This is a genomic window from Geomonas diazotrophica (assembly GCF_018919385.1).
GTDB classification, from domain to species: Bacteria; Desulfobacterota; Desulfuromonadia; order Geobacterales; family Geobacteraceae; genus Geomonas; species Geomonas diazotrophica.
Map to the genome: position 1 here is coordinate 124645 of NZ_JAHLMF010000017.1, position 24601 is coordinate 149245.

Here is a 24601-nt window from a genome sequence, read left to right on the forward strand (position 1 = left end):
GGTAGAGGTCTTCTTAACCTAAACCTCAGCCTTAACCTGCCTTTAGGAGGTTTTAGTGTTCTGGTTGAGAAAGAATGTGGCTGAAAACGTGAACGGCGAGTCGCAGGCCGAGAAGGTGGCCAACGAGGCGGAGGGGTTCTACCGCTCCGGCAAGATGCACTGCGCTGAGGCGGTGCTCGCCGCGGTGAAAAACGAGTTTCTGCCCGAGGCGGGGGACGAACTGGTCCATCTCGCTTCCGGTTTCGGGGGCGGATCCGGTGCCGGCTGCATCTGCGGCGCGGTGGCCGGCGGAACCATGGCGATCGGCCTCGTGGTCAAGGATCGCAAGGCGTCCGCCGCGCTGACCAAGGAGCTGCACCACTGGTTCAAGGAGCAATACCGCGTCACCTGCTGCAAGGCGCTCACTGCCAACGGCAAGAAGCGCTGCGTGGAGTTCACGGCCAACACGGCCGGCAAGGTGGCGGAACTGCTGCAGAAGAAGTAAGAGAAGGAGGTCACATGTACATCGACAGACTGTTGCGACTCATCGCCGGCACGTTCACCCTCATCTCCCTGGCGCTGGCCCACTACCACGATCCGCGCTGGCTCTGGTTCACCGCCTTCATCGGCTTGAACCTGCTCCAGTCCGGCTTCACCAACTGGTGCCCGATGATGACCATACTGGACAAGCTGGGGGTGCCCAAGCTTCCGCCGCAGGGATGCGGCAAATGATCTGCCGCATCAAGGTCCTCTGCGACAACAGCGCGGGGGCGATCTCCGGTACCCTGGGCGAGCACGGCTTTGCCGCCCTGGTGCAGGCGGGGGACCAGTCGCTGCTCTTCGACACCGGTGGAGGGCACACCCTGCTGCACAACGCCCAGCGCATGAACGTGGACCTGAAGAGCGTGGACCAGGTGGTACTCTCCCACGGCCACTACGACCACGCCGGGGGGCTCTGGCCGTTGTTGCAGGCGGCGGGGCCCAAGCGGATACTGGCCCACCCCGAGATCTTCACCCGGCGCTACGTGCTCCGCGAGGGAAGCGCCCGCTCCGTCGGGGTTCCCTACTCCGAGGAGTTTCTCACCGGGCTCGGGGCGAGCTTCTCCTACAACGATGCCTTCCGGGAGGTCGTCCCCGGCGTCTTCCTGACCGGCGAAGTGCCGCGCCGCACCAGCTACGAGGAGGGGGACGCGGGCCTTTTTTGCGACGAGGCCGGCTGCCACAGGGACCGGGTCACGGACGACCAATCCCTGGTGATCGTGACCGAGAAGGGGCTTTTGCTGCTCCTGGGGTGCTGTCACGCCGGGGTGGTGAACACCTTGGAGCTCGCGCGGGAGAAAACCGGCGTGGAGCAGGTCTACGGGGTCATGGGAGGATGCCACCTCGCCTTCTCGTCCCAGCCCCAGATCGACGCAACCATCAAGGCCCTGAAGCGTTACGGGCTGAAGAAGATCTGTCCCGGCCATTGCACCGGTTTCCATGCCGCCGCGCGCCTCGCCGCCGCGTTCCCGGGCGGGTTCAAGCCGATGCAGGTGGGGTACGTACTCGAAGTCGACTAGCTCATACCGCAAAGAGAGAGGTTCATTGATGAGATTTATCGCCGTACTGTTTTCCGTTTTGATGCTGACCGCTTCCCTTTCCCAGGCCGTGGGACCCGCCAACGTCACCTCCAAGCAGGCCCAGGCGTTGCTGGCCAAGAACGCCAGGATGGTGCTTCTGGACGTGCGCACCCCCGACGAGTACCGCCAGGCGCACCTGAAGGGGGCGCAGCTGATCCCGCTGGGCGAGCTGAACCGCCGGGTGCAGGAGATCCCGCGCGACAGGCCGGTGCTGGTCTACTGCGCCGTAGGCGCCCGTTCCTCCACCGCCGCGAGTTTCCTCTCCTCCAGGGGGTACCGCGAGATTTACAACATGACCGACGGCATCGTCGGCTGGTACAACAACGGCTTGCCGCTGCAGTTGGGACGCTAGCTCACCCCTCCCCCTCCCTCCCCCTCCGGGGGAGGGAGCCCAAACCACCGTTTCGCCCGCCAACCCCAAAACGCAGCTAAAGCCCCCCCGGCGCCCAGCCGCCAGCCTCCTGGCCCCTAGCCCCTGAGTAATCCCTAGTCCCTGGCCGCACCTCCCCCTCTTGCCCTGTTCCAACGTGCTTCCCGCAAAATCTGGTAAACTTTTGCAGTTCTTTTGGCTCAAGCTATGCAGACAGGTTCCGATAAGCCAAAACAGGGCTTGCTTGAAGGTGGAGGTAGCATGCAGGAGGAACGTGAAAACCTAGCGGCGCGTCTGCTGGAGGAGGTCGACTGCGGGACGGTCTACCTCGACGCCGGCGGCAAGGTGCTTTTCGTCAATCGCAGGGCCGAGGAGATCCTGCACGTCGAGCGCGCCAAGGTCCTCGGGAAGCGGGTGGACATGCTGCCCCTCAGGACGCCGATCTACCGCGTGCTGAGCGAGAACGCGCAGGACGAGCCGGTGGAGGTCAGCATCGACGGTTCGGTGATCCAGGTCCGTTCCAGTGCGCTGGGAACCGCGGAAGGGGAGCTCTTCCAGTTGCGCGACATCAGCAGCGACAAGAAGGAAAAGCGCCAGCGCGAGGAGTTCGTCGCCATGATGACCCACGACCTCAAGTCGCCGCTTACCGTGATCATGGGTTACATGCAGGCACTGATGGGTGAGATGCCCTCGAAGATGGACCCCTCGCTGCACCTCTTCGTGAAGGAGATGGACAAGAGCGCGGTGAAGATGCTCTCCATGATCGACGACGTGCTGGACGCCTACCGGCTGGAGGCGGGGCTGCTGCAGATCGACCGCCAGCCCTGCGACGCGCGCGCCCTCCTGGAAGGGTGCTGCCGCGACGGCGAGCAGGAGGCGGCGGTGCACGGCTCCTATTTCCTGAGCGATATCTGCGACGGGATCCCGACACTCGACCTGGACGAGAAGCAGATCACCCGGGTCTTCGCCAACCTGATCGGCAACGCGGTGAAGTTCACCCCGAGGCGCGGCACCATCAGCGTAACCGGCACGATCGAGGACGATTGCCTGCTGGTCCGGGTCAGCGATACCGGCATCGGCATCCCCGAGGGCGAGCTGCCGCGCATCTTTAACAAGTACTTCCGCGCCTCGGGCGCCCAGGGGTTCAAGGGTACCGGGCTCGGGCTCACCATAAGCAAGGCGATAGTCGAGGCACACGGCGGGAGCATCCGCGTCGAGAGCAGCGCCGGCAAGGGGAGCTGCTTCTCGGTCCTTTTGCCGCTGGCCAAGGAAAGGTGCAGCTTCAAGTCCTAATTTAAGGGTTAAAGTTCCCGCCGTCCGGCGCCGATTAGGCTCTCATCGGGCTCGCCCGACCGGGAGCGCCCCGCAGAGAAAAATAAAGCCGCCCTGTGCGCGCATAGAACAGCCAAGGAGGAGAACAGCATGGGCAACGTATTGATAGTGGACGATTCCTCGACCATGAGAAAGATCATTTCCCGCAGCCTGCGCCAGGCGGGGCTCGCCATCGACGACATCTACGAGGCCGGCGACGGCATCGAGGCCCTCTCCGCCATGGAGGGCAAAACCATCGACCTGATCCTCTCGGACATCAACATGCCCAACATGGACGGTCTGGAGTTCATCAAGTGCGTCCGGGGCAAGGGGGTCAATACCCCGATCGTGATGATCACCACCGAAGGGGGCGAGGACATCCTCAAGGAGGCGATCAACAACGGCGCAAGCGACAGCATCAAGAAGCCGTTCACGCCCGACCAGTTGAACGAGAAGCTCGGAGGACTTTTATGATGTCCCTGAACCAGGATATCGCAGCCGCGACACACCTCGAGGAGGCGGATCTGGCGACCTACGTCATCAACGCTACCAAGGAGGTGTTCGAAACCATGGTGATGATGGCCCTCGAGGACAGCTACCCCCTCAAGGAGCCGGTCACCTCCTTCCACTGCTCGGTCACCGGCATGGTCGGCCTGGCGGGGACCTACACCGGCATCCTCTCCATCCACTGCCCCCAGCACCTGGCGCTGAGGATCACCTCCAACATGCTGGGGATGGACGTGGAAGAGGTGGGGGAAGACGTCAACGATGCCCTGGGCGAGATCGCCAACATGCTCGGCGGGTACGTGAAGCAGATCCTCTCCAAGGGGGGGCTGGACATCAACCTCTCCATCCCGACCGTCATCTCCGGCGAGGATTACACGGTCAACTCGATGGCCGACAGCGACTGCGTCATCATTCCCTTCACCAACGAGGGTGATCGCTTCCTGGTCGGGCTGAAGCTCAGGAAGGAAGTCTAGGCGGTACCGTAATGGCTGCATTCGAAAAGTTACAATCCATGCTGGACGCCGCCATGAAGCAGGCCGGGGAGGAGAGCAGCATGCTCCTGGGCCAGAGCATGTCCGTGGCCGCCTCCGACGTCCTCAACACCAACCGCAAGAGCTACCTCGGGGACGAGGACAACCCCATCTACGTGGTGGGGGTGGAGTCGCGCGAGGCGTACCCCGGCTTCTTCTATCTCCTCTTCTCGCTGGGCGACACCATCGTGATGAGCTCGATCCTCCTGGGCATCCCGGGGCCGAGGATCCAGGAGAAGCGCCGGCTTTCCATCCAGGAACCGGACGACGTGGACGCCTTCGGCGAGATCGCCAACCAGATCATCGGCTCCTTCAACTCCGTGTTCCAGCCCAACCTGCCGGACAAGGTGCATCTGAAGCTCCTCCCGCCGCAGAAGTACGTTCCCGGAACCGACCCGCTCACCGACGAAGTTCCCTTCCCGGACGGCGAGTACCTGATGTACCGTGCCCCCCTGCAGATCGAGGGGCACGAGATGAGCATGGTGGACATCCTGATCCCGCACCCGCTGGCCAACCTCTTCGACCCGCAGCCGGAGGAGGCTGCGGTCGAGGCCGAGCCCGAGGTCGAGGCGGCGGCGGAAGAAAGCGCCGGGGCGCTCCCCTCCATCCTGGTCCTCGGGGACGACCAGGGGCGCCAGGAGCTGGTGCAGGGGCTGGCCGACAGCGGTCTCAACCTGATCGACGCGCCCTTGGGCGCAGACCTCCCCGGGCTCTTCGCCCAGGGTGACGTCCGGGCCGCCTTCATCTTCCTGAAGCAGACCTCCGACCGCGACCTCGCCATCTGCAAGCGGGTGGTCCCGATGGTGGACCGCAGCGGCGGGGCCGTGCTCCTCTCCGCGCCGGAGTGGACCCGGACCGCGGTGCTGAAGGCGCTCAAGGCGGGGGTCAAGGGGGTGGTCATGCCCCCTTATGCTCCGCACGAGCTCGCCGACAAGCTGGAGAAGATCCTGCATCACTGACAGGCGAGTCAAAAAAACATCCCTGCGCTCCGTTTTTTTGACTGGCCGGCCGTCTCCGGCGCCCAGCGGGCGCGACGTAAAATTCCCCCACAGATAAAATGCCGTAGTCCCAGCGGGTTAGCGTGCCGATGCTTCGCCGCATCCCTACGGCATGGCTTTTGCCTTGAACTCCCCCATGACCTTTACGCTGCGCATACCCGCCCCGGCACTTTTGCTGGGGCTCGTCACGATACTGCTCGCCTGCGCCCTCCCGCAAAGCGCCCTGGCTCAGCAGGAAAACCGCCTGCTGCGCATGGCGGTGCACCCGCACCAGGGCTTCACCAGGGTCAACCTCTTCTTCCAGTCCCCCCCCGACTACACGCTCCGGGTCCTCTCCGGGCGGGTCCGGCTCGAGGTGCGCGGGGCGGATTCCCCCAGCTTCAAGAAACTACGCGTCCTAAACGACAAGCAGCTCGCCGGCGTCACCACCGCGGAGCTGCGCGGCGCGCTCAGCGTCTCCGTTGCTGTGCGTGACGCCGATCCCGGGGTCCAGGTGGTCTCCTGCGCCAACCCCAGCGTGCTGTCGCTGGATATCGGGCCGGGAGTGAAACGGGTGGCGCGGGTGGATATCGCCCCCGGGCGCGAGCCGATCCTCTCCGGCACCGAGCGTTTCGTGCGGGATTTCGACGCAGATCCCGGCGGCGTTCCCTTTGCCCCCACCGACGGGAAGGTCCTGAAGGGGCTCCTCCCCGAGGGGGAAGCGCTCCTGTTCCAGCAGGGTGAAAGCCTTTTGTACCGGGACCGGGCCGAGGAGGCGGTCAACGTCTTCTCCATGTTCCTGAACAAGGCCCCTGGCCCCAAGGCCCTGGCCTGCTACCGGCTCGGGGAAGCCCTGGAGCGGCTGGGACGGCACCAGGACGCCCTTTCCTATTTCCGGCAGGGGGAGGGGCTCTGGCCCCGGTACCTGGAGCAGGCCCCGGAGCTCCTGCAGCCCTACTCGGATGCGCTGGCGAGGACCGGCAACTTCGCCGCCGCCCGCGCCATGCTGCTCCGCCTCATGGAGCGGTACCTGGGGACCCCCTACCAGGCGGAGCTCCTGAACCGCCTGGCCGACCTCATCGAGCGCAACGGCCAGAAGGAGGCGGCCCTGGCCATGTACCGCAGCGTGGTGGTCTACTCGGCCGGGAGCCCCGCGGCAGGCAGGGCGCGCCTGAAGCTCGCCGACCGCGAGCTCTTCACCCTCTCCCGCGACCGCTACCGGCAACTTCTGGCCAAGTACCAGGCGATCTACCAGGAGCCGGGCGATCCCGCCTCGCGCGACGAGGCGCTCTTCAAGATGACGCTGCTCCTCTCGCTCTACGCCTCCCCCAAGGAGGCCCTTGATACCGTGGTCACCTACGACCGGCGCTACCCGCGCGGCATCTTCAGCACCATCGTCAAGAAGATGCGGGAGGAGATCCTCTTCCCGGTGTACCAGGAGACCGCCGCCGCCGGCAACGACCAGGGGCTGGTCCAGCTCGCCCTGGACAACCGGGAATATCTGGCCCGCTGCTTCGGCGACCCGGGCTTCGCCCCCAGGGTGTCGCAGGCCTTCGAGAAGACCGGTGCCACCGCGAAGGAGCTGGAGCTCTTCGGGTACCTCGGGCAGAAGAACTGGGTCGCCGGCAGTGCCCCGTTCCTCTTGTCCCGCATCGTCGATGACGCCGTCGCCTTCGGCAACGTGCCGCTGGTCGAGGCGACCGCCCGCGATTTCCTGGCCCGCTTCCCGCGCGACCCCCACCTGGGGCGGGTGCGCGAGCAGCTGGGGCGGCTCGCCTTCGAGCGGGGGGACCTGCCCGGTGCGGCGGCGCAGCTCTCCTTCCTGGGCGCGAAGGGGGCGCAGGCGCAGCTGCCGGAGAGCGAATACTACCTGGGCAAGGCGCTCGAGGCGGCCAAGGACTACCGCGGCGCGGTGCGCAGCCTGGCCCGCTTCACCTCCGCCGTCAAACCGGGGCACCCGTTCCTCCCGGACGGCTACTTCACCCTGGCCACGGCCCTCGCCGCCGGCAAGGACTACCAGCGGGCCCTGGCGGCCTGCCAGGTGGGGGAGAGCGTCGCCTCCGGCGAGATGAGCGGCCAGTTCCTCTACAAGAGCGGGGAGCTGCAGCTGCAGCTGGGCGAGGTGCGCCAGGCCAAGGCGAGTTGGGAGAAGGCGGCCGGGCTCGGGGGTACCTGGGGGAGGCTCGCCTCCGAGGCGCTCAACGACCTGAACTGGCGCATGAAGATCGCCGGACAGCTCCCCTGACTGTCAAAAAGATGACCCCGTCGCCGCCCGGTGGCGTAACCTGCCGATTACATTGAATCGCCGCAGGTGGTACGCCTTTTGCTGATGCTGCTTGGCGACCAAGGAGGATGAGATGCCAGTACAAGGAATTTTCGGAACCACCGTCGAACTGCTGGGGAAGACCCTGGACTTGAGGGCCAAGCGGCAGACGATGATCTCGGCCAACCTTGCCAACGTGGAGACCCCGGGCTATACGGCCAGCGACCTCTCCTTCGAGGGGCAGCTGAAGAGCGCCCTCAAGGGGGGACCCAAAGCCGGCGCACTCACCAACCCGCGCCACATCCCGCTCAAGGGGGCCTCCGCGGCCTCCCTGGAGAAGGTGCAGGGTGACGTGGTCGAGCTGAATTCCGGCAACATGGGGCCCGACGGCAACAGCGTTGAGATGGAGAGCGAGATGGGGCGTCTGGCTGAGAACCAGATCATGTACAACGCCAGCGTGCAGATCCTCACCAAGAAGTTCGAGGAGCTGAAGCAGGCCATAAGGGGTACCTTATAATGGACTTTTTCACTTCCATGGACATCAGCGCCTCGGCACTCGCCGCCGAGCGCACCAGGATGAACCTGATCTCGTCCAACCTGGCCAACGTCAATTCCACGAGGACCGCGGAGGGGGGACCCTACCGGCGCAAGGACGCGGTGTTCACCGCGACCCCGGTCAAGGAGGGGAATTCCTTCGGCGCCGCTCTTTCCCGCGCCAACGAAGCCAGGAGCGTCCAGGTCACCCAGATCAACGAGGACCAGCGCCCCCCGCGGCTGCAGTACGAGCCGGGGCACCCGGATGCGGACGCCAACGGCTACGTGGCATACCCCAACATCAACGTGGTCGAGGAGATGGCCGACATGATCACGGCCAGCCGCAGCTACGAGGCGAACATCACGGCCACCCAGGCAGCCAAGAGCATGGCGCTCAAGACGCTCGACCTGCTGCGCTAGGTAACGGAGGTACTACATGGAAATATCGGCACTCACCAAGGTAGGCGGACTCTCCCAGGCTTTTCCCGCCCAAGAGGTGCAGGGGACGCAGGGCAACCCGACCGTCGGCTTCGGCAAGTTTCTGGAGGAGATGGTCTCCAAAGTGAACCAGCAGCAAGGCGCCGCGGACCAATCCATCCAGGCGCTGGCCACCGGCGAGACCAAGGGGCTACACGAGGTGATGCTCGCGGTGGAAAAGGCCAGCATCTCCTTTCAGATGCTGACCCAGGTACGCAACAAGGCGGTCGAGGCGTACCAGGAGATCATGAGGATGCCGGTTTAAAGGCAGGTTAAGGTCGAGGTTAAGGTTGAGGAGAGCTTTACTCAACCCCCAACCTTGCCGCGTTTTAGTCATGAAGTGCAGCTGGCTGTAGCTGAGGGAAACAAGAGGTTTTCTCAACCTCAACCTTAACCTCAACCTTGTTTTTGGAGATCCCATGCCGGAAGGGCTTAAAAAACTTTTGGAACCTTTTCTCGCTCTGTCGACCGGGAAGCGTCTGGTCGTCGCGGGGGTCGCGCTCGGGTCGCTGCTCGCCTTCGCGGCGCTGATCACCGTGGCGAACAAGACCGACTACCGCCCGCTGTTCGCCAACCTGAACAGCGACGACGCCGGCGAGATTGTCAAAAAATTGAAAGAACAGAAGGTGCCCTACCAGATCGCCGCCGACGGCAAGGCGATCATGGTCCCGTCGGACAAGGTGTACGACCTGAGGCTCTCCCTGGCCAGCGACGGGCTGCCCCAGGGTGGGGGCGTCGGCTACGAGATCTTCGACCGCAAGAACTTCGGCATGACCGAGTTCGTGCAGAAACTGAACTACCAGCGCGCCCTGCAGGGGGAGCTTTCCCGCACCATCTCGCAGATCGCCGGGGTCGAGTCGGCCCGGGTGCACCTGGCCATCCCGGAGAAGACCCTGTTCAAGGAGGCCGAGAAGCCGGCGACCGCCTCGGTCGTGCTCAAGATGAAATCGAGCCGGATGCTCAGGGACTCCGAGGTGCAGGGGATCGTGCACCTGATCGCCGCCTCCATCGAGGGGATGGACCCCGAGCAGGTGACCGTCCTCGACAGCCGGGGCAAGATGCTCTCCGGCAACACCAGCTCCGACCCGGCCAGCAAGTTGACCGGCTCCCGCCAGGAGACCCAGCGCAACTTCGAGAAGACCCAGGAGGACAAGCTGCAGTCGCTCCTGGACCGCGTGGTCGGCTCCGGCAAGTGCGTGGCCCGGGTCACCGCCAACTTCGACTTCAAGCAGGTTGAGAAGTACGAGGAGCGCTACGACCCCGAGTCCGCCGCGGTGAGAAGCGAGCAGAGAAGCGAGGAGAAGGGGGGGGCCACGACCACCGCCTCCGGCGTTCCGGGCGCGCAGACCAACCTCGGGCGCACCCCCCCGGGACCGGGCGGGCAGAGCGGCGGCGGCTCGAAGACCGACGAGACCTTGAACTACGAGGTGAGCCGTTCCACCGCCCGCATCATCGAACCGGTTGGGGCGCTTTCCAAGGTGTCGGTGGCGGTCCTCGTGGACGGCAAGTACGATCTCCCCGTGGGGGCGAAGCCGGGCGCGCAGCCCAAGTACCAGCCCCGGACCCCGGACGAGATGCAGAAGATCGAGGCGCTGGTGAAGAGCGCGGTCGGCTTCAACGCCGAGCGCGGCGACCAGGTGACCGTGGCCAACATCCCCTTCCAGGAGACCGGCGAAACCGGCGGCGAGGGGCCCAAGTGGTACGACGCCCCCATCGTGCAGACCCTGATCAAGAACGGCCTGATCGGCCTGGGCTTCCTGGCCCTGATCCTGTTCGTGATCCGGCCGCTGCTTAAGACGCTGAAGAGCGAGAAGCCCGCCACCTCCTTCCTCCCGATCCAGGACGAGGTCGAGAACGCCCACATGCTCGAGATGCAGAAGATCGCCCAGGAGAAGATGCGGGTGACCCAGATCGAGCTGGTGGAGAAGGTGAAACAGGATCCCTACCAGGCCGCCCAGATTCTTCAGAACTGGCTGACGCGCAAGGACTAGATGAGATACGTGATTTATAGAGGTGCAGCATGACCGGAGCCGAGAAGGCCGCCATACTCCTTTTGTACCTGGGCCCCGAGGCGACCGCCAAGGTCTTCGGGCACATGGACGACGGCGACATCAAGCGGATCAGCCAGAGCATGTCCAAGCTCGGCCACGTCCCGCGCGAGGAGATCGCCTCGGTGGTGGAGGAGTTCACCGACATCACCAACCCGGAAACCGGCTTCTTCTCCCAGGGGGAGGAGTTCGTCAAGAAGATCCTGGAGAAGGCGCTGGGTCCGTTGCGGGCCGAGACCCTCCTGCAGGAGATCCGCACCTCCGGTATCGGCGACATGGCCGACATCCTCTCCACCATGGATCCCCGCACCATCGCCAACTTCTTCTCCCAGGAGCACCCGCAGACCATCGCCGTGGTACTGGCCAAGCTGAAGCCCAAGCAGACCAGCGAGATCATCGCGCTCCTGCCGCAGGAGCTTCAGGCCGAGGTGGTGATCCGCATCGCGGAGGTGGACCAGGTCTCCCCCGAGATCCTCGCCGAGATCGATGAGGTGATCCGGGTGGAGCTGACCGCCCTGGGGGGGGTGCAGCGCTTCAAGGTCGGCGGCGTGGAGAAGGTGGTGGACATGTTCGCGCACCTCGACCGAAGCCGCGAGAAGAAGATCCTCGACAAGCTCGACACCATGAACCCGCCGCTGGCCGAGGTGATCAGGAAGCACCTGTTCACCTTCGAGGACATCTTCAAGCTGGACGACCGCGCCATCCAGTCCATCATGAGGGAGGTCTCCAACGACACGCTGACCCTGGCCATGAAGACCTCGGTGGACGAGGTCAAGGACAAGATCTTCCGCAACATCTCCAGCCGCGCGGCCGAGATGATCAAGGAGGACCTGGAGGTCATGGGGCCGGTGCGCCTCTCCGACGTGGAGAAGGCTCAGAGCGAGATCATCAAGATCGTCCGGAAGATGGAAGAGGAAGGGAAGGTGGTCATCGCGGGACGCGGGGCGGAAGATGTTCTCGTCTAAGATCATCAGGAAGGGGGTCGACTCCGAGGCCTACACGCTGGAGCCGCTTGGGGGCGAACTGGCCCCGACGGCGGGGCAGGAGGTGTTCCGCCCCATCCAGCTGGGTGAGGAGGAGCCCGCTCTGGTCGAGGAGGAGCGGGAGCCCGAAATCCCTCCCAGCGTGATCGCCGAGGAAGAGGCGCTCAGACGGATCCAGCAGGCGCACGCCGAAGGGGTCAAGAAGGGAAGGCAGCAGGCCGAGGAGGACCTCGCCAAGGTGAGCGAGGCGCTGGCCCAGGCGCTCCTCTCCACGGGCGCGTTGCGGTCCCAGCTCATGCACGACGCCGAGGAGGACCTTTTGAAGCTCTCGGTGCTGATAGCGCGCAAGGTGATGATGCGGGAGCTCTCCCTCGACCCGGGGCTGATCGCGGGGCTGGTGCACGGGGCGGTCGAGCTGGCAGCGGACGAAGGGGAGATCGTGGTGCGGTTGAACCCGGAGGAGTACCAGGTGGTGGCGTACTCGCCGCAGTTCCAGGCGCTTTCCCGGGACAGGAAGAAGATAACGCTGCGCGAGGACCCGGCGCTGGGGCCGGCGAGCTGCCTGGTGGAGACGGTGCGGGGCAACATCGACGCCGGCCTCGACGCCCAGCTCGAGGAGATCATGCGCCGGCTCTCCGAGGAGAGGAACGCGCGGCGGGAGGAAGAACAAAGTGGGGATTGATCTGGCGCGCTACCTGCCGGTGGTCGATGCGGCCAAGCCGGTCCGTTTTCACGGCAAGGTGACCCAGGTGGTAGGCCTGGTCATCGAGGGGTACTGCCCCGAGACCGCGGTGGGGAGCGTTTGCGAGGTGCACTCCGAGGGGCATCCCCCGATCCCCGCCGAGGTGGTCGGTTTCCGCGAGAACAAGACCCTGTTGATGCCGCTTGGGGAACTGCGCGGCGTGGGACTCGGGAGCGTGATCTCGGTCCGGCGCGAGAAGGCGGCCCTGGGGGTCGGCCCCGCGCTCCTCGGACGGGTCATCGACGGGCTGGGGGAGCCGATCGACGACAAGGGGCCCATCGAGGTGGCGGACGAGTATCCCATCTACGCCCTGCCGGTGAACCCCATGAAAAGGCGTCCGATCCGGAAGCCCCTGAACCTCGGCATCCGCGCCATCAACGGTCTTTTGACCTGCGGCGAGGGGCAGAGGGTCGGCATCATGGCCGGCTCGGGGGTGGGGAAGTCGACCCTTCTGGGGATGATCGCCCGCTACACCGAGGCCGACGTCAACGTGATCGCTCTGATCGGCGAGCGCGGCCGGGAACTGCGGGAGTTCATCGAGAAGGACCTGCAGGCCGAGGGGCTCAGGAAGTCGGTGGTGGTGGTGGCGACCAGCGACCAGCCCCCGCTGGTCCGGATGCGCGGCGCCTACATAGCGACCACCATCGCCGAGTACTTCCAGGCCCAGGGGAAGAAGGTGCTCCTCATGATGGACTCCGCCACCCGTTTCGCCATGGCGATGCGCGAGGTGGGGCTGGCCATCGGCGAGCCCCCCACCACCAAGGGGTACACCCCGAGCGTTTTCGCGGCGCTCCCGAGGCTTTTGGAGCGGACCGGCAACTTCCAGGGGGGGAGCATCACCGGGCTGTACACGGTGCTGGTCGAGGGGGACGACTTCAACGAGCCGATCTCCGACGCCATGCGCAGCATCCTCGACGGGCACATCATCCTGACCCGTGAGCTGGCGGCCAGGAACATCTATCCCCCCATCGACCTGTTGAACAGCGCGAGCCGCGTCATGAGCGACGTGACCAGCAGGGAGCACCGGGCGCTGGCCGGGCAGTTCAAGGAGACCCTGGCCGCCTACCGGCAGGCCGAGGACATGATCAACATCGGCGCCTACAAGGCGGGCAGTAATCCGAAGATCGACCTGGCCATAGCGCGGATGGACCAGATGGTCGCCTACCTGAAGCAGGACGTGGCGGACCAGGTGACATTCGAGGAATCGATAGAGGCCCTGGCCCGGATCTTTGGAACAGGCAGTCTGAACGATTAGCGCGTCAAAAGATGCGGAGTTTATTTTGCGGTGTGGCAAGGGGCTTGCCCACCGTAGCTTTAGCGAAGGTGGGAGGAGCAGGCCATGGCAGGACAGGAATTCAGGCTCGAACAGGTGCTCAAGTTCCGCAAGGAAGTGGAGAAGATGCACCAGCTGGAACTCGCGGCGGCCAAGCAGCAGCACGAGAGTGCCAGGGAGCGGCTGAAGAACGAGAAGGCCATGATGGAGCAGCTGGAGCAGGAATGCGCCCAGCGGCAGATGACCGGCATCCAGGCCAAGGACCTGCAGCTCTACGGTGACTTCTCGCGCAGAAAGGCCCAGGAGATCCAGCAGTTGAGGGATAGCCTGGTTATGCTGGAGAAGGCTGTCCAGGAAAAGCGCGAGGCGCTTTTGGCCGCGGCCAAGGAGAAGAAGGCGCTGGAGGTCTTCAAGGAGAAGAAGATGCGGGACCTGAGAATGGAGCAGTTGAACCGCGAACGGGCCTTCCTGGACGAGATAGCCGTCCAGGGGAGGGGGCATAAGTGAAAAAGCTGATAGGCGTGCTGGTGCTGCTCCTCATGGCACTGCCGCTGTTATGGAACGAACGCCAGGTCTTCACGGCGCAGGCGGCCGAGGTGAAGAACCCGCCGCGAAGCATGCCCGGCGAAGCCGCAGCCCTCGAGGCGAAGCGGCAGCAGCTGGCGCAGAAGGAGGCGGCGCTCGCCGCCAAGGAAGCGGCCCTGAACCAGCTCTCCGCCAAGCTGGACGCCCGGGTGGCGGAGTTGAACGCGGCCAAGAAGGGTATCGAGGAGTCGCTCACCGCCAAGAAGAAGCAGGACGACGACCGCTACAAGAAGATGATCAAGATCTACAAGGGGCTGAAGCCTGATGAGGCGGGGACACTGCTCAACAAGCTGGACGAGAAGATGGTGATCCAGATGCTGAACCAGATGGACCAGAAGACCGCCGTGAAACTCATCCCCTTCATCAACCAGCCACGGGTCCTGGAGTGGACCAGGCTGAACCTCGCCGGGAAGTGACCGGCTGAAACCTGTTCGAACCGCCGCGAGAACGGCGGATTTCAACCGGCGGCGCATGGACGCAGCCGTAATTCAAACAAAAGGAGGTGACAGCACATGATGGTTCAAAACGCAGCATTCATTCCAGACGCCATCCCGGCCCCGGCAGTATCGACCGGGATGGCAACGGCAGCGGCGGCCTCCGGTGCAGGGGCATTCCAACAGCTGCTGCAGGGGAGGCAGGCCCCGGCGAAACCTGCGGAGACGCCCTCCCGGCCGACACCGGAGCAGCCCCACAAGGCGACTTCCCGTTCCGCCAGGGGCGAGGAGAAGGCGCAACCGGCCAAGGCACAGAAAACCGACTCCTCGCAAGACGACAAGCCGGCCGAAGCGGCTCGGAAACCGGCCGCTGAAAAGGGGGCGGTTTCCGGCAAGCAGCAGGGGCGTAAGGCGGATTCGGAAGAGGAAACGGCAGCGGAAGGCGCTGCCGGGACGGTGGCGCAAAACGGGGGGGCGGAACAGGCGCTCTCCTCGACGCCGGAAACCGCGGTTTCCAGTCAGGCCGCAGAGGCGGCAACCGGGACGGTCCCGGAAATGAAGCCGGACCCGAACCCGGGGCTGGTCGTGGCCACGGCCGCGATCGAGTCGAACCTCGCGGCAAGAAGCGAGGATGCCAACGCGGCGGCAGGCACCACCGCGCTGGAAAGGCTCCAGGCCCTGCAGCAGCGCACGCAGCAGGGAGCGGCACCGGAAACGGCACCGAAAACGGCGGCCGGCGCAGGCCCGGTACCATCGGAGCTGCCGCAACAGGCAGCGCAACCGCAGAACCAGCAGCAAAAGACCACCGCCGGCACGGCCGGCATCGAACTCGGCCAGAAGGCGGAGTCGGTAGAACTCCCCCGCGGGGAGCGGAAAGCCCAGGTGGTCCCTTCGACGGGCGCGACAGAAGGAGCGCAGGTTGAGAAGCCCCAGGCGCAGACGGGGCAGGTGGCGCAGGTGGCGCAGGGGGGGGCGGAGCGGCAGGAAGGTCCGGTACTCCCGGATGCCGCAAAAACCGCCGTTGCCGCCGACCAGACGGTGGCGGCCGCCCATCTGGCGGCGAAAGAAACCGGTGCGGGGCGCTTCGTCGCCATGCCGGTCAGGAAGCAGGCCGAGCCCGCAACGGCAGGCGACCCTGCCGCGACCACGGCAGCGGCCGGGCAGGAGCACGCGCCGGTGCAGCAGGGCACAGCAACAAGGGAGGACGCAAGCGGGCAGGCGCAGGCGATCACCCCGGATGCAGCCGGCGCCGCAGCCGCAGGCACCACCGGCGCAACGGTCCGGGAGACCAAGCCCGAGGTGGGGGCGGCCCAGGTGAAGGTGCAGCTGGAAAAGCAGGGGGAACCGGCAACGGTCTCCCAGGAAAAAACGGCCCAGGCGGAGCAGGCTCCGCAGTCGCAGCGAAAGGACGCCCACCAGGGCGAAGCCGTTACCGGGAAGCAGGTACGGGAAGCGGTGCAGGCCCAGCAGGCGAACGTCTCCAAACCTTCGGGAGAGGACGTTTCCGGCACCAAGAATGCAACTACGGCAACTGCCAGCTCACTCTCCGAGTCGGTGGGGGTGCGGGACGCGTCGGGCGCTCAGGGTGAGCAGGGACAGTCGCAACAGAAAGGGGAGGACGGCCTGAACGGCCAGATGCTCGGCGCGGGATTGACGGCGCAGGGAACCCCGGCGGAAGCGGTGCAGGGTGAAGCCAAGCTTTCCGGCGGCAAGACCTTCCTGCACGAAAGCATCCTTTCCCAGGTAAGGGAAGGGGTGGTGACCCACGACGGCAAGGGGAACGGCCAGATGAGCATCAGGCTGAACCCGGGCGAGCTGGGGGAGCTGAAGATCGAGCTCCGCATGGACAACAACCGGCTCAACGTGGAGGTTCACGCGGACAACCGCATGGTCAAGGACCTCTTGATGAGCAACCTCGACTCGCTCCGCGAGGCCCTTTCCGGCAAGAACCTCACCATGGAAGGGTTCAGCGTATCCACCGGCGGTGGCGGGTTCAACGCTCCCCTCAACGAGGAGAGGGGGAACCAGCGGCAGCAACAGCCCCCCAGGTTCGCCAGGGGCGCAGGGTACGACGGTCAGGATGCACCCCGGGTCAATTATCTGACGGCCGAGGTCAACAGCCTGCTCGACGTGCGATTCTAGAAAGGAGGTAGGGATGATAACCGACGCAACATCCGCAGCAACCACGGCCTCGGCCGCGGCAGCGATGAAGAAGTCGACGGGCATGAACAAGGACGACTTCCTGAAGCTGTTCGTGACCCAGCTGCAGAACCAGGATCCCCTGAATCCGCAGGACGGCACCCAGTTCATCGCACAGCTCGCCCAGCTGACCCAGGTCGAGCAGGCCTACAACACCAACACCAACCTGCAGAACCTGCTAAGCCAGGGGAGCAACGCGGGGACGATGGCGGCGATCTCGCTGATCGGCAAGCAGGTGGAAGCCTCCGGTTCCCAGGTGGAACTGAGCTCCGGGAGCAGCGCCACCATCAACTACAATCTCGGCAGGAGCGCACAGACGGTGGCCGTTTCCGTGCTCGATGCCAACGGCAAGGTGGTCAAGACCATCACCGGCGGCGCCCAGAACTCGGGGAGCAACAGCGTGAGCTGGGATGGAACCGACAACTCCGGGGCGCAACTCACCCCCGGCGCCTACAGCTTCAGCGTCTCCGCAAAGGACGCCGCCGGCACCGCCGTCACCGCCACCGGGCTGGTGCGGGGGAAGGTGAACGGCGTCGACATGTCTGGCAGCAGCCCGGTGCTCTCGATAGGGGCGCTGAAACTCAACCTGACCGATGTCACCTCGGTGACCGAGGGGGCCTAAGATGATCGACAACAGCATCTTGTTTCCCCAACCGATCCAGGCGCCGGCCAAGCCGAACCAGAACGGCACCAAGCCGGCCGCGAAGAACACGGGGAGCAGCACCCCCTTCGCCCAGGTCCTGGACCAGAAGCTCCCGGGGCAGCCGGTCAAGCTCTCCCAGCACGCCCAGGAGCGGCTCAAGTCCCGCGGCATCACCCTCTCCGACGCCGACATGAAGCAGCTGGAAGGGGCGGTGGACAGCGTGGCGCAAAAGGGAGGCCGGGAATCGCTGATCCTTATGGGGGACGCGGCGCTCGTGGTGAGCGTCAAAAACCGGACAGTGGTGACCGCCATGGATCGTCAGGGGATGAAAGGGAACGTTTTCACCAACATCGACTCGGCAGTATTTTTCTAAAACGCAAAAACGACAATCGAAACGGGCTGGCCCTCCAGAAGGAAAGCCCGCGGGACACCGACCGACTGAGGAGTCCCACAACCAAGCCTAAGGAGGCAAAAAAATGAGTGTTACTTCCGCATTGTTTACCGGCGTTACCGGCCTGATCCAAAACGGCGAAGCGATGAACGTCATCGGCAACAACATCTCCAACGTCAACACGGTAGGTTTCAAGGGGGCCAGAACCCTCTTTTCTGACATGTTGTCCCAGAACATCGGCGGCGGTTCCCAGATCGGCAAGGGCGTGCAGATGCAGGCGGTGCAGAACGTGTTCAGCCAGGGCTCGACCCAGAGCTCGGAGAACGTGACCGACCTCGCCATACAAGGGACCAGCTTCTTCGCCCTTAAGCCGCCGACCGCGGCCTCCCCGGTGGCGACCCAGAATTCCGCCTTCCTCTCCCGCGCCGGCGCCTTCCAGGTAGACAACAACCTGACCCTGGTGAACCCGGACGGCTACCAGGTGCTCGACACCCAGGGTAACCCGATCAAGTTCGTGAACAGCGGCGCGGCGCCGACCACCGACTTCGGCAAGATCATCAGCATCGACAACTCCGGCCTGATCACCTACCTCGCCACCGACGGCATCACCCAGAACTACTACAACACCTCCGGCGCCGTGGGCGTAGCGGCCACCCCCGCCAACGCCGCTACCGTGCAGCGCCTGGCCGTGATCACCGCATCCGACCCTACCGCGCTCAGCAAGATGGGGGGCTCCCTGTACCAGGCGACCGCGGATGCCGGCGTCTCCGGGGCCGCCTTCTCCCTGGCCGCAAACAAGCCCAACGGCGTCAGCGAGAAGATCCTCTCCAACACCCTCGAGCAGAGTAACGTCGACATGGCGAGCGAGTTCGTGAAGATGATCATCACCCAGCGCGCCTACTCCGCCAACTCCAAGACCATCACCACCACGGACCAGATGACGCAGGAAGTCCTGCAGCTGATCCGCTAGGGAAGCGAAAGGGGAGCAAAGGGGGCGCGGCATCTGCCGCGCCCCCATACCCTTGTGTCAAAGCTCCCCCCGGCGTCGAAGCTCTGACACCGACCCTTCGGGCCGGATCTCTGACGCGACGCGGGCGCAAACCCTGCGCTTCCCGCCGCCAGGGCACCCGTGCGCCCATTTTCCCCCTGTTCCATCCTCCCCGAGCCGTCGCGCCTCTCCGCCGAGCCGTGCGACGGGCACCGACATCCCTCACGCTGCGGGTCAAAAAGTTGACCCGTGCCCCTTTCGCCCCCGCACCCCCGCTCCGGGCAACCGGCCCCCTCGAAGCTGCAACCTTTCGTAACATAAGGCTTTGCCGTCCCCCGCCGCGTCGCCGGCACCGGCCTCTCCGGGCATATCTGGCGCGGATTCGCAGATCTGGCACTTGGGTTGCAAGGGTGTTCAATTCGAATACACCAGCTTGAGCTGTTTCAAAAAGGAGAACCCAGCATGGCCGAACCGGCGAAGCCGCAAGAGACCCCGGAAAAGAACAACAAGAAGCTCTTCATCATCATCGGCGCCGTGGTAGCGGTCCTTGCCATCGGAGGGGCGGCAGCCTTCTTCATGGGGGGGAGTAAGAAAGAGAAGGCGCCCGAAGGTGCCAAGGTCGAGGCCAAGGCCGAAGGGGGCGGGGAACACGGCGCGCCCGCCAAGGGAGGAGAGGGCGCAGCCGGCGGCGGCACCGTCTATCCCCTGGAGCCTTTCATCGTCAACATCTACGACGGCCAGGAGCTCCGTTACCTGAAGATCAAGGTCGAGTTCGAGATGGCCAACCCGCAGGCGAAGGCGGAGCTCGACGCGAAGCTCGCCCCGCTGCGCGACGCCATCCTGATCCTTTTGACCACCAAGACCATGCAGGAGATCCAGGACCTGCAGGGGAAAAACCAGCTGCGCGAGCAGATTCTGGCGGCGGTCTCCAAGGTGGTCCCCCCCAGCAAGGTAACCAAGGTTTATTTCACCGATTTCGTGGTGCAGTAAAAGGTGCCATCGATGGAAAAATTCCTTACCAAGGAAGAGATCGACGCCCTGGTGGCGGCCGTTTTCGACGGGAGTCTGATCCCGGATAACGAGCTGGCCAAGGAAGGGCCTCAGGCGCAGCAGTTCGACCTGCTCGACATCGAGGCCCACCGCGCCATCCCGAACCTGGACATCGTCTACGACGGTTTCATCCGCTACAACCGGGTCACCATGTCGAACCGGCTGGGGCGGATGGTGGACATCAAGAAGGAGGAGGCGGTTCCCTACAAGTTCGGGGACTTCCTGAGTGTGCTCCCTTCGCCGGTCTGTATGGCGATCTACAAGATGGACCCGTTGAAGGGGGCGGCTCTCATCGCCTTCGACAGCACCCTGGTGTTCACCATCGTGGACAGCATCCTGGGGGGCTCGGGGGTGCCGTCCGGGCAGGGGATGAACCGGCTCTTCACCTCCATCGAGCTCCGCCTCGTGGAGAAGATCGTGAAGGACGCCCTGGCCGACCTGGAGCGTGCCTGGGCGCCGCTCTGCCCGGCCAGCATGAACCTTTTGCGCCTGGAGATGAACCCGCGCCTGGTCAACATCGTCCCCCCCGAGTACCAGGTGGTCACCATGAGCATGAAGATCCAGATCGAGGAGACCGTGGGCAACATGATCCTGGCCATCCCGTTTCTGACCATCGAGCCGATCCGCGACAAGCTGAAGCGCGGCGTGCAGATGGACATGATGGTGGTGGACCCGCTCTGGTCCTACCGTCTCTCCGAGGAGCTCATGGGTGCGCCCATGGACATGTCGGTGGAGATGGGGGGAGCGACCATATCGCTGGCGGACCTGCTGGGGCTCACCCCCGGGGACGTGATCATGCTCGACTCAAGCGGCAAGGACGAACTGGTGGTCAAGGTGGGCGGAACGAAGAAGTTTATGGGCATTGCCGGGGTAAGCGGCGGAAACAAGGCGGTACAGATCACCCGCTCCCTGACTGGAGGTGAAGATTGAGCGAAAAACTCGCTTTGGACGAACAGAAGGAAGTTCCGCAGCCGAAGAACCTGGACTTCATCATGGACATCCCGCTGCAGCTCACGGTCGAGCTGGGGAGGACCAAGCTCCTGGTGCGGGACGTCTTGCAGCTGAACCAGGGGTCGGTGGTGGAGCTGACCAAGCTCGCGGGCGAGCCGTTGGATGTCTTCGTGAACTCCAAACTGGTGGCGCGCGGCGAGGCGGTGGTGGTGAACGACAAGTTCGGCATCAGGCTCCTGGACATCGTGAGCCCCAATGAAAGGGTGGACAAGGTGCTATGAGAAAGCTCGCGGCGGTGACAACGGCGACGCTGCTCCTCCCGGCGGCGGCGCATGCCGATACCGGCGGCCCCGACCTCCTGGGGAGCCTGGCGCAGATGGTCGGCTCGCTGATCCTCGTGATCGGCATCATCCTGATCCTCTACTACCTGGCCGGCCGGCTCATGAAGATGCCGCAGGGGAACTCCGCGGGGTACATCCGGGTGGTGGAGACCAAGCACCTGGCCCCCAAGAAATCGCTGATGCTGGTCGAGGTGGGGGGCGAGTACCTGCTCCTCTCCAACAGCGGCGAAGGGGTGAGCCTGATAAAGCAGGTGGAGATGCTGGAGGAGATCGAGGTGGTCGAGGAAAAAGGTGCGGCGGCCCTGATACCTACCCGGCTCAAGAAGAAGCTGGAGGCCCTGGCCGGTGGCCTCCCCCGTAAGGAGGCGCCGCTTGGGCAGCTCGGCAAAAGCGGTGGGTTTGCGTGAAACATAAAAAGATGCTGGGGGCGCTGCTCCTGGTGGCTCTATCCCTGATACTGGCGGCGACCGCGGGCGCGGAGCCGCTCTCCCTGCCCACGGTGAGCTTGGGGGTCGGCAAGGTGAGCAAGCCGGCCGACGTCTCCGTGGTGCTGCAGATCTTCTTCGTGATGACCATCATCTCGCTGGCGCCCAGCCTCCTGATGATGACCACCTCCTTCACCCGCATCGTCGTGGTGCTCTCCTTCCTCCGGTCGGCGCTGGGGACCCAGCAGGCCCCGTCGAACCAGATCGTGGTGGGGCTGTCGCTGTTCCTTACCTTCTTCATCATGGCGCCGGTATGGCAGCAGGTGAACACCCAGGCGCTGCAGCCGTACAAGGCGCAGACCATCTCCCAGGAGGAGGCCCTGAAGCGCGGCGTGGCCCCCTTGCGCAAGTTCATGCTCTCGCAGGTGCGCGAGAAGGACCTGGCCCTCTTCATCAACCTCTCCAAGCTCCCAAGGCCGCGCAACGCCGACGACATCCCGACCATGACGCTGATCCCGGCCTACATGGTGAGCGAACTGAAGACCGCCTTCCAGATCGGCTTTTTGATCTTCATCCCGTTCCTCGTGCTGGACATGGTGGTCGCCTCGGTGCTCATGTCGATGGGTATGATGATGCTGCCGCCGGTGATGATCTCGCTTCCCTTCAAGATCCTCCTCTTCGTGCTGGTGGACGGCTGGGGGCTGGTGATCGGCTCGCTGGTGAAGAGCTTCGGGTAAAAGCAGGTTGAGGTTAAGGTTGAGGTTGAGCAAAGGCAAAACCGACCTTACCTCGCCCCCTTTCCCATGGGAGCTATTCTCTCTTAACCTCAACCTGGAGTCTCAGATATGACCCCCGAAATGGTAGTCCAACTCGGCAGACGGAGCTTCGAGGCGGTGATCCTCCTCTCGGCTCCCTTGCTCATCTGCGCCCTGGTGGTGGGCCTTCTGGTCAGCATCTTCCAGGCGGTCACCTCGATCAACGAGGCGACCCTCGCCTTCGCGCCCAAGATCATCGCGGTGATGGTGGCCATGGTCATCTTCTTCCCCTGGATGATGATGTACATGAGCGACTTCACCCACGAGATCTACGGCATGATCGCCAACATGAGGCACTAGGTGCTCGACTCCCTCCCGCTCAAGGCCCTGGCCGACCTGATCCCCTTCGCCCTGGTCCTGGCCCGGGTCGCGGGACTGTTCATGGCCATCCCGATGTTCGGCGCCCGCCTGGTTCCCAACCGCGTCAAGGTGGTGCTCATCTTCGCCATGGCGTTGCTCATCTTCCCCGTGATCCGGCTGAAGGGGGTCCCCGCCGCGGACGACTCCCTCTCCCTGATGCTCCTGGTGCTGCGCGAGACGCTGATCGGGCTCACCCTGGGGGCGATCTCGCAGTTCGTGTTCGCCGCCGTCGAGTTCAGCGGCCAGCTGGTGGGGACCCAGATGGGGATCTCCATCGCTGCCCAGTTCGACCCCACCACCCAGAACAACGTCCCCACCATGGCGATCTTCGAGGGGGTGCTGGCCACCCTCATCTTCCTCGCGCTCGACGTGCACCATTTCTTCATCAAGGGGATCGTGGAGAGCTACCAGGTGATACCCTTGGGGGCCTGGCACGTAAGCGGCGGCCTCCTGAAGTTCCTGGTGCAGAGCAGCACCGGCATGTTCGTCATCGCGCTCAAGCTGGCGGCGCCGGTCTCGGTGGCCCTTCTGGCCACCACCGTGGCGCTGGGGATCGTGGCACGCAGCTTCCCGGCCATGAACGTCTTCATGGTCAGCATGCCGCTCAACATCGGCATCGGCTTCCTGATCCTGGGGATCTCGCTGCCGGTGTTCATGCGCGTCCTCAACGGGAGCTTCGGCGGCTTCGTGGAGCAGATGCACTCCCTGTTCAAGCTGCTCGCCTAGGGCCTCGCCATGTCCGACGACAAACATTCCAAAACAGAAAAACCTACCGGAAAAAAGATCTCCGATGCCAAGAGCAAGGGGAACGTACCGCGCAGCCGCGAGATGACCTCGGCGGTCACCCTGATCGCGGCCATGGTGGCGCTCTACGCCAGTTCCGGGATCATGTTGAAGACCCTGCAGGGGACCATGAAGGACATCTTCGGGGGGCTCGCCACCATCGAGATCACCCCCGCCGGCGTGCACCAACTGATGATCAAGGAATTCGCCAACCTGGCCATCATGCTGACGCCGTTTCTCCTGGTCTGCCTGATCGCGGGCCTTGGGGTCGAGATCAGCCAGGGAGGGGTGAACCTTAGTTCGGAGAAGCTCAAGTTCGACCTGGGACGACTCAACCCCGTGCAGGGGGTGGGGAGGCTCTTCAACAAGGACTCGCTCTTCGAGGTCACCAAGTCCTTCCTGAAGATGGGAATCGTCGGGTACATGGCCTACAAGATCCTGACCGAGGAGATGGAGGGGATCATCTTCCTGGTGGACCAGGACCTGCAGGGCATCCTGCAGTTCATCGGCCACATCGCCTTCAAGATCGTTTTGCACACCTGCGGGGTTTTGATCATCCTGGCGGTGCTCGACCTTGCCTTCGTCAAGTGGCGCTTCCTGGACAACCTGAAGATGACCAAGCAGGAGGTGAAGGACGAGAACAAGAACAGCGAGGGGGACCCGGCCATCAAGGGGAAGCAGCGCCAGAAGGCCTTCCAGATGGCGCGCCGGCGCATGCGGCAGATCATCCCCACCGCGGACGTGGTGGTCACCAACCCGACCCACTACGCCGTGGCGCTCAAGTACGACCGCTTCAAGATGTCGGCGCCGGTGGTGCTCTTCAAGGGGGTGGACCAGATGGCGCTGCAGATGAAGATCGTGGCGCGGGAAAACAACGTGACCCTGGTGGAGAACCGCTTCCTGGCCCGAGAGCTCTACGCCCAGGTGGAGGAGGGGTACGAGATCCCGGAAGGGCTTTTCGCCGCCGTCGCCGAGATCCTCGCCTACGTGTACAGCCTGAAGAGGAGGTGAGGCGCGCGCCTC

At 64.4% G+C, this 24601-nt stretch carries 30 protein-coding genes; all 30 read left to right on the forward strand.

Annotation, left to right across the window (positions count from 1 at the left end; translation table 11 throughout):
- The first annotated feature begins 55 nt into the window (after positions 1-55).
- The 30 genes from KOM00_RS17820 to flhB all read left to right on the forward strand — a co-directional run bounded on the left by KOM00_RS17820 (position 56) and on the right by flhB (position 24589).
- On the forward strand, positions 56-484 hold the full coding sequence (locus KOM00_RS17820) for a C-GCAxxG-C-C family protein (RefSeq protein WP_216500300.1): 429 nt from the start codon (positions 56-58) through the stop codon (positions 482-484).
- Positions 485-498: 14 nt separating this feature from the next.
- Entirely contained in the window at positions 499-711 is a 213-nt protein-coding gene (locus KOM00_RS17825) for a YgaP family membrane protein (protein ID WP_216500301.1), read from the forward strand.
- On the forward strand, positions 708-1538 hold the full coding sequence (locus KOM00_RS17830; protein ID WP_216500302.1) for an MBL fold metallo-hydrolase: 831 nt from the start codon (positions 708-710) through the stop codon (positions 1536-1538). Before KOM00_RS17825 ends, KOM00_RS17830 begins: the two co-directional genes overlap by 4 nt.
- Before the next feature lie 28 nt (positions 1539-1566).
- Complete coding sequence (locus tag KOM00_RS17835) at positions 1567-1950, forward strand: rhodanese-like domain-containing protein (RefSeq protein WP_216500303.1); 384 nt, start codon at positions 1567-1569, stop codon at positions 1948-1950.
- Between the two features lie 279 nt (positions 1951-2229).
- Entirely contained in the window at positions 2230-3261 is a 1032-nt protein-coding gene (locus KOM00_RS17840; RefSeq protein WP_216500304.1) for a sensor histidine kinase, read from the forward strand.
- A gap of 129 nt (positions 3262-3390) precedes the next feature.
- Positions 3391-3753: a response regulator gene (locus tag KOM00_RS17845; RefSeq protein ID WP_199395781.1), complete on the forward strand. Its 363-nt coding sequence runs from the start codon at positions 3391-3393 to the stop codon at positions 3751-3753.
- Positions 3750-4259: a chemotaxis protein CheX gene (locus tag KOM00_RS17850; RefSeq protein ID WP_407931696.1), complete on the forward strand. Its 510-nt coding sequence runs from the start codon at positions 3750-3752 to the stop codon at positions 4257-4259. Before KOM00_RS17845 ends, KOM00_RS17850 begins: the two co-directional genes overlap by 4 nt.
- Before the next feature lie 11 nt (positions 4260-4270).
- Entirely contained in the window at positions 4271-5275 is a 1005-nt protein-coding gene (locus KOM00_RS17855; RefSeq protein WP_216500305.1) for a response regulator, read from the forward strand.
- A 175-nt stretch (positions 5276-5450) separates the two neighbouring features.
- On the forward strand, positions 5451-7538 hold the full coding sequence (locus KOM00_RS17860) for a tetratricopeptide repeat protein (protein WP_216500307.1): 2088 nt from the start codon (positions 5451-5453) through the stop codon (positions 7536-7538).
- 112 nt (positions 7539-7650) lie between these two features.
- On the forward strand, positions 7651-8073 hold the full coding sequence (gene flgB / locus KOM00_RS17865) for a flagellar basal body rod protein FlgB (protein WP_216500309.1): 423 nt from the start codon (positions 7651-7653) through the stop codon (positions 8071-8073).
- A complete protein-coding gene (gene flgC / locus KOM00_RS17870) occupies positions 8073-8510 on the forward strand; it encodes a flagellar basal body rod protein FlgC (RefSeq protein ID WP_216500310.1) in 438 nt (145 codons plus the stop codon). The genes flgB and flgC overlap by 1 nt, the downstream gene beginning before the upstream one ends.
- A gap of 16 nt (positions 8511-8526) precedes the next feature.
- The gene (gene fliE, locus KOM00_RS17875) at positions 8527-8832 is read left to right on the forward strand and encodes a flagellar hook-basal body complex protein FliE (RefSeq protein WP_216500311.1); all 306 of its coding nucleotides are present in this window, start codon (positions 8527-8529) and stop codon (positions 8830-8832) included.
- Positions 8833-8986: 154 nt separating this feature from the next.
- A complete protein-coding gene (fliF, locus tag KOM00_RS17880; protein WP_216500313.1) occupies positions 8987-10558 on the forward strand; it encodes a flagellar basal-body MS-ring/collar protein FliF in 1572 nt (523 codons plus the stop codon).
- A 29-nt stretch (positions 10559-10587) separates the two neighbouring features.
- Positions 10588-11580 carry a flagellar motor switch protein FliG gene (gene fliG / locus KOM00_RS17885; RefSeq protein ID WP_199395774.1) on the forward strand — a complete coding sequence of 331 codons (993 nt, stop codon included), beginning with the start codon at positions 10588-10590 and terminating at the stop codon, positions 11578-11580.
- Positions 11567-12280 carry a FliH/SctL family protein gene (locus tag KOM00_RS17890; RefSeq protein ID WP_216500315.1) on the forward strand — a complete coding sequence of 238 codons (714 nt, stop codon included), beginning with the start codon at positions 11567-11569 and terminating at the stop codon, positions 12278-12280. The genes fliG and KOM00_RS17890 overlap by 14 nt, the downstream gene beginning before the upstream one ends.
- Complete coding sequence (fliI, locus tag KOM00_RS17895) at positions 12270-13595, forward strand: flagellar protein export ATPase FliI (protein WP_216500317.1); 1326 nt, start codon at positions 12270-12272, stop codon at positions 13593-13595. The genes KOM00_RS17890 and fliI overlap by 11 nt, the downstream gene beginning before the upstream one ends.
- Positions 13596-13679: 84 nt before the next feature.
- Positions 13680-14120, forward strand: coding sequence for a flagellar export protein FliJ (gene fliJ / locus KOM00_RS17900; protein WP_216500318.1), 441 nt, complete (start codon positions 13680-13682; stop codon positions 14118-14120).
- A complete protein-coding gene (locus KOM00_RS17905) occupies positions 14117-14614 on the forward strand; it encodes a MotE family protein (protein ID WP_216500319.1) in 498 nt (165 codons plus the stop codon). Before fliJ ends, KOM00_RS17905 begins: the two co-directional genes overlap by 4 nt.
- Before the next feature lie 96 nt (positions 14615-14710).
- Complete coding sequence (locus KOM00_RS17910) at positions 14711-16774, forward strand: flagellar hook-length control protein FliK (protein WP_216500320.1); 2064 nt, start codon at positions 14711-14713, stop codon at positions 16772-16774.
- Between the two features lie 13 nt (positions 16775-16787).
- Positions 16788-17453, forward strand: coding sequence for a flagellar hook assembly protein FlgD (locus KOM00_RS17915; RefSeq protein ID WP_216500321.1), 666 nt, complete (start codon positions 16788-16790; stop codon positions 17451-17453).
- Position 17454: 1 nt separating this feature from the next.
- Positions 17455-17847 carry a TIGR02530 family flagellar biosynthesis protein gene (locus tag KOM00_RS17920; protein ID WP_216500322.1) on the forward strand — a complete coding sequence of 131 codons (393 nt, stop codon included), beginning with the start codon at positions 17455-17457 and terminating at the stop codon, positions 17845-17847.
- Positions 17848-17950: 103 nt separating this feature from the next.
- Entirely contained in the window at positions 17951-18835 is an 885-nt protein-coding gene (locus KOM00_RS17925; RefSeq protein ID WP_216500323.1) for a flagellar hook-basal body protein, read from the forward strand.
- A gap of 480 nt (positions 18836-19315) precedes the next feature.
- Entirely contained in the window at positions 19316-19843 is a 528-nt protein-coding gene (locus KOM00_RS17930) for a flagellar basal body-associated FliL family protein (protein ID WP_216500324.1), read from the forward strand.
- A gap of 12 nt (positions 19844-19855) precedes the next feature.
- Positions 19856-20833 carry a flagellar motor switch protein FliM gene (fliM, locus tag KOM00_RS17935; RefSeq protein ID WP_216500326.1) on the forward strand — a complete coding sequence of 326 codons (978 nt, stop codon included), beginning with the start codon at positions 19856-19858 and terminating at the stop codon, positions 20831-20833.
- Positions 20830-21135 carry a flagellar motor switch protein FliN gene (gene fliN / locus KOM00_RS17940; RefSeq protein WP_183350141.1) on the forward strand — a complete coding sequence of 102 codons (306 nt, stop codon included), beginning with the start codon at positions 20830-20832 and terminating at the stop codon, positions 21133-21135. Before fliM ends, fliN begins: the two co-directional genes overlap by 4 nt.
- Entirely contained in the window at positions 21132-21602 is a 471-nt protein-coding gene (gene fliO, locus KOM00_RS17945; RefSeq protein ID WP_216500329.1) for a flagellar biosynthetic protein FliO, read from the forward strand. The genes fliN and fliO overlap by 4 nt, the downstream gene beginning before the upstream one ends.
- Positions 21603-21613: 11 nt before the next feature.
- Positions 21614-22357, forward strand: coding sequence for a flagellar type III secretion system pore protein FliP (gene fliP, locus KOM00_RS17950; RefSeq protein ID WP_216500352.1), 744 nt, complete (start codon positions 21614-21616; stop codon positions 22355-22357).
- Between the two features lie 108 nt (positions 22358-22465).
- On the forward strand, positions 22466-22735 hold the full coding sequence (gene fliQ, locus KOM00_RS17955) for a flagellar biosynthesis protein FliQ (RefSeq protein ID WP_216500330.1): 270 nt from the start codon (positions 22466-22468) through the stop codon (positions 22733-22735).
- Entirely contained in the window at positions 22736-23521 is a 786-nt protein-coding gene (fliR, locus tag KOM00_RS17960; RefSeq protein ID WP_216500332.1) for a flagellar biosynthetic protein FliR, read from the forward strand. It begins immediately after the preceding gene.
- A 9-nt stretch (positions 23522-23530) separates the two neighbouring features.
- On the forward strand, positions 23531-24589 hold the full coding sequence (flhB, locus tag KOM00_RS17965) for a flagellar biosynthesis protein FlhB (RefSeq protein ID WP_216500334.1): 1059 nt from the start codon (positions 23531-23533) through the stop codon (positions 24587-24589).
- Positions 24590-24601 lie beyond the last annotated feature (12 nt).

Bases quoted from the DNA above. Each gene is read 5' to 3' on its own strand.
- KOM00_RS17920 (WP_216500322.1), top strand. From the start codon at position 17,455: ATGATCGACAACAGCATCTTGTTTCCCCAACCGATCCAGGCGCCGGCC.
- fliM (WP_216500326.1), top strand. From the start codon at position 19,856: ATGGAAAAATTCCTTACCAAGGAAGAGATCGACGCCCTGGTGGCGGCC.
- flgC (WP_216500310.1), top strand. From the start codon at position 8,073: ATGGACTTTTTCACTTCCATGGACATCAGCGCCTCGGCACTCGCCGCC.
- KOM00_RS17840 (WP_216500304.1), top strand. From the start codon at position 2,230: ATGCAGGAGGAACGTGAAAACCTAGCGGCGCGTCTGCTGGAGGAGGTC.
- KOM00_RS17850 (WP_407931696.1), top strand. From the start codon at position 3,750: ATGATGTCCCTGAACCAGGATATCGCAGCCGCGACACACCTCGAGGAG.
- fliF (WP_216500313.1), top strand. From the start codon at position 8,987: ATGCCGGAAGGGCTTAAAAAACTTTTGGAACCTTTTCTCGCTCTGTCG.
- KOM00_RS17860 (WP_216500307.1), top strand. From the start codon at position 5,451: ATGACCTTTACGCTGCGCATACCCGCCCCGGCACTTTTGCTGGGGCTC.
- KOM00_RS17910 (WP_216500320.1), top strand. From the start codon at position 14,711: ATGATGGTTCAAAACGCAGCATTCATTCCAGACGCCATCCCGGCCCCG.
- KOM00_RS17890 (WP_216500315.1), top strand. From the start codon at position 11,567: ATGTTCTCGTCTAAGATCATCAGGAAGGGGGTCGACTCCGAGGCCTAC.
- KOM00_RS17825 (WP_216500301.1), top strand. From the start codon at position 499: ATGTACATCGACAGACTGTTGCGACTCATCGCCGGCACGTTCACCCTC.
- KOM00_RS17925 (WP_216500323.1), top strand. From the start codon at position 17,951: ATGAGTGTTACTTCCGCATTGTTTACCGGCGTTACCGGCCTGATCCAA.
- fliO (WP_216500329.1), top strand. From the start codon at position 21,132: ATGAGAAAGCTCGCGGCGGTGACAACGGCGACGCTGCTCCTCCCGGCG.
- fliJ (WP_216500318.1), top strand. From the start codon at position 13,680: ATGGCAGGACAGGAATTCAGGCTCGAACAGGTGCTCAAGTTCCGCAAG.
- fliP (WP_216500352.1), top strand. From the start codon at position 21,614: ATGCTGGGGGCGCTGCTCCTGGTGGCTCTATCCCTGATACTGGCGGCG.
- flgB (WP_216500309.1), top strand. From the start codon at position 7,651: ATGCCAGTACAAGGAATTTTCGGAACCACCGTCGAACTGCTGGGGAAG.
- fliG (WP_199395774.1), top strand. From the start codon at position 10,588: ATGACCGGAGCCGAGAAGGCCGCCATACTCCTTTTGTACCTGGGCCCC.
- KOM00_RS17845 (WP_199395781.1), top strand. From the start codon at position 3,391: ATGGGCAACGTATTGATAGTGGACGATTCCTCGACCATGAGAAAGATC.
- KOM00_RS17830 (WP_216500302.1), top strand. From the start codon at position 708: ATGATCTGCCGCATCAAGGTCCTCTGCGACAACAGCGCGGGGGCGATC.
- fliQ (WP_216500330.1), top strand. From the start codon at position 22,466: ATGACCCCCGAAATGGTAGTCCAACTCGGCAGACGGAGCTTCGAGGCG.
- fliE (WP_216500311.1), top strand. From the start codon at position 8,527: ATGGAAATATCGGCACTCACCAAGGTAGGCGGACTCTCCCAGGCTTTT.
- KOM00_RS17855 (WP_216500305.1), top strand. From the start codon at position 4,271: ATGGCTGCATTCGAAAAGTTACAATCCATGCTGGACGCCGCCATGAAG.
- KOM00_RS17930 (WP_216500324.1), top strand. From the start codon at position 19,316: ATGGCCGAACCGGCGAAGCCGCAAGAGACCCCGGAAAAGAACAACAAG.
- KOM00_RS17915 (WP_216500321.1), top strand. From the start codon at position 16,788: ATGATAACCGACGCAACATCCGCAGCAACCACGGCCTCGGCCGCGGCA.
- KOM00_RS17835 (WP_216500303.1), top strand. From the start codon at position 1,567: ATGAGATTTATCGCCGTACTGTTTTCCGTTTTGATGCTGACCGCTTCC.
- flhB (WP_216500334.1), top strand. From the start codon at position 23,531: ATGTCCGACGACAAACATTCCAAAACAGAAAAACCTACCGGAAAAAAG.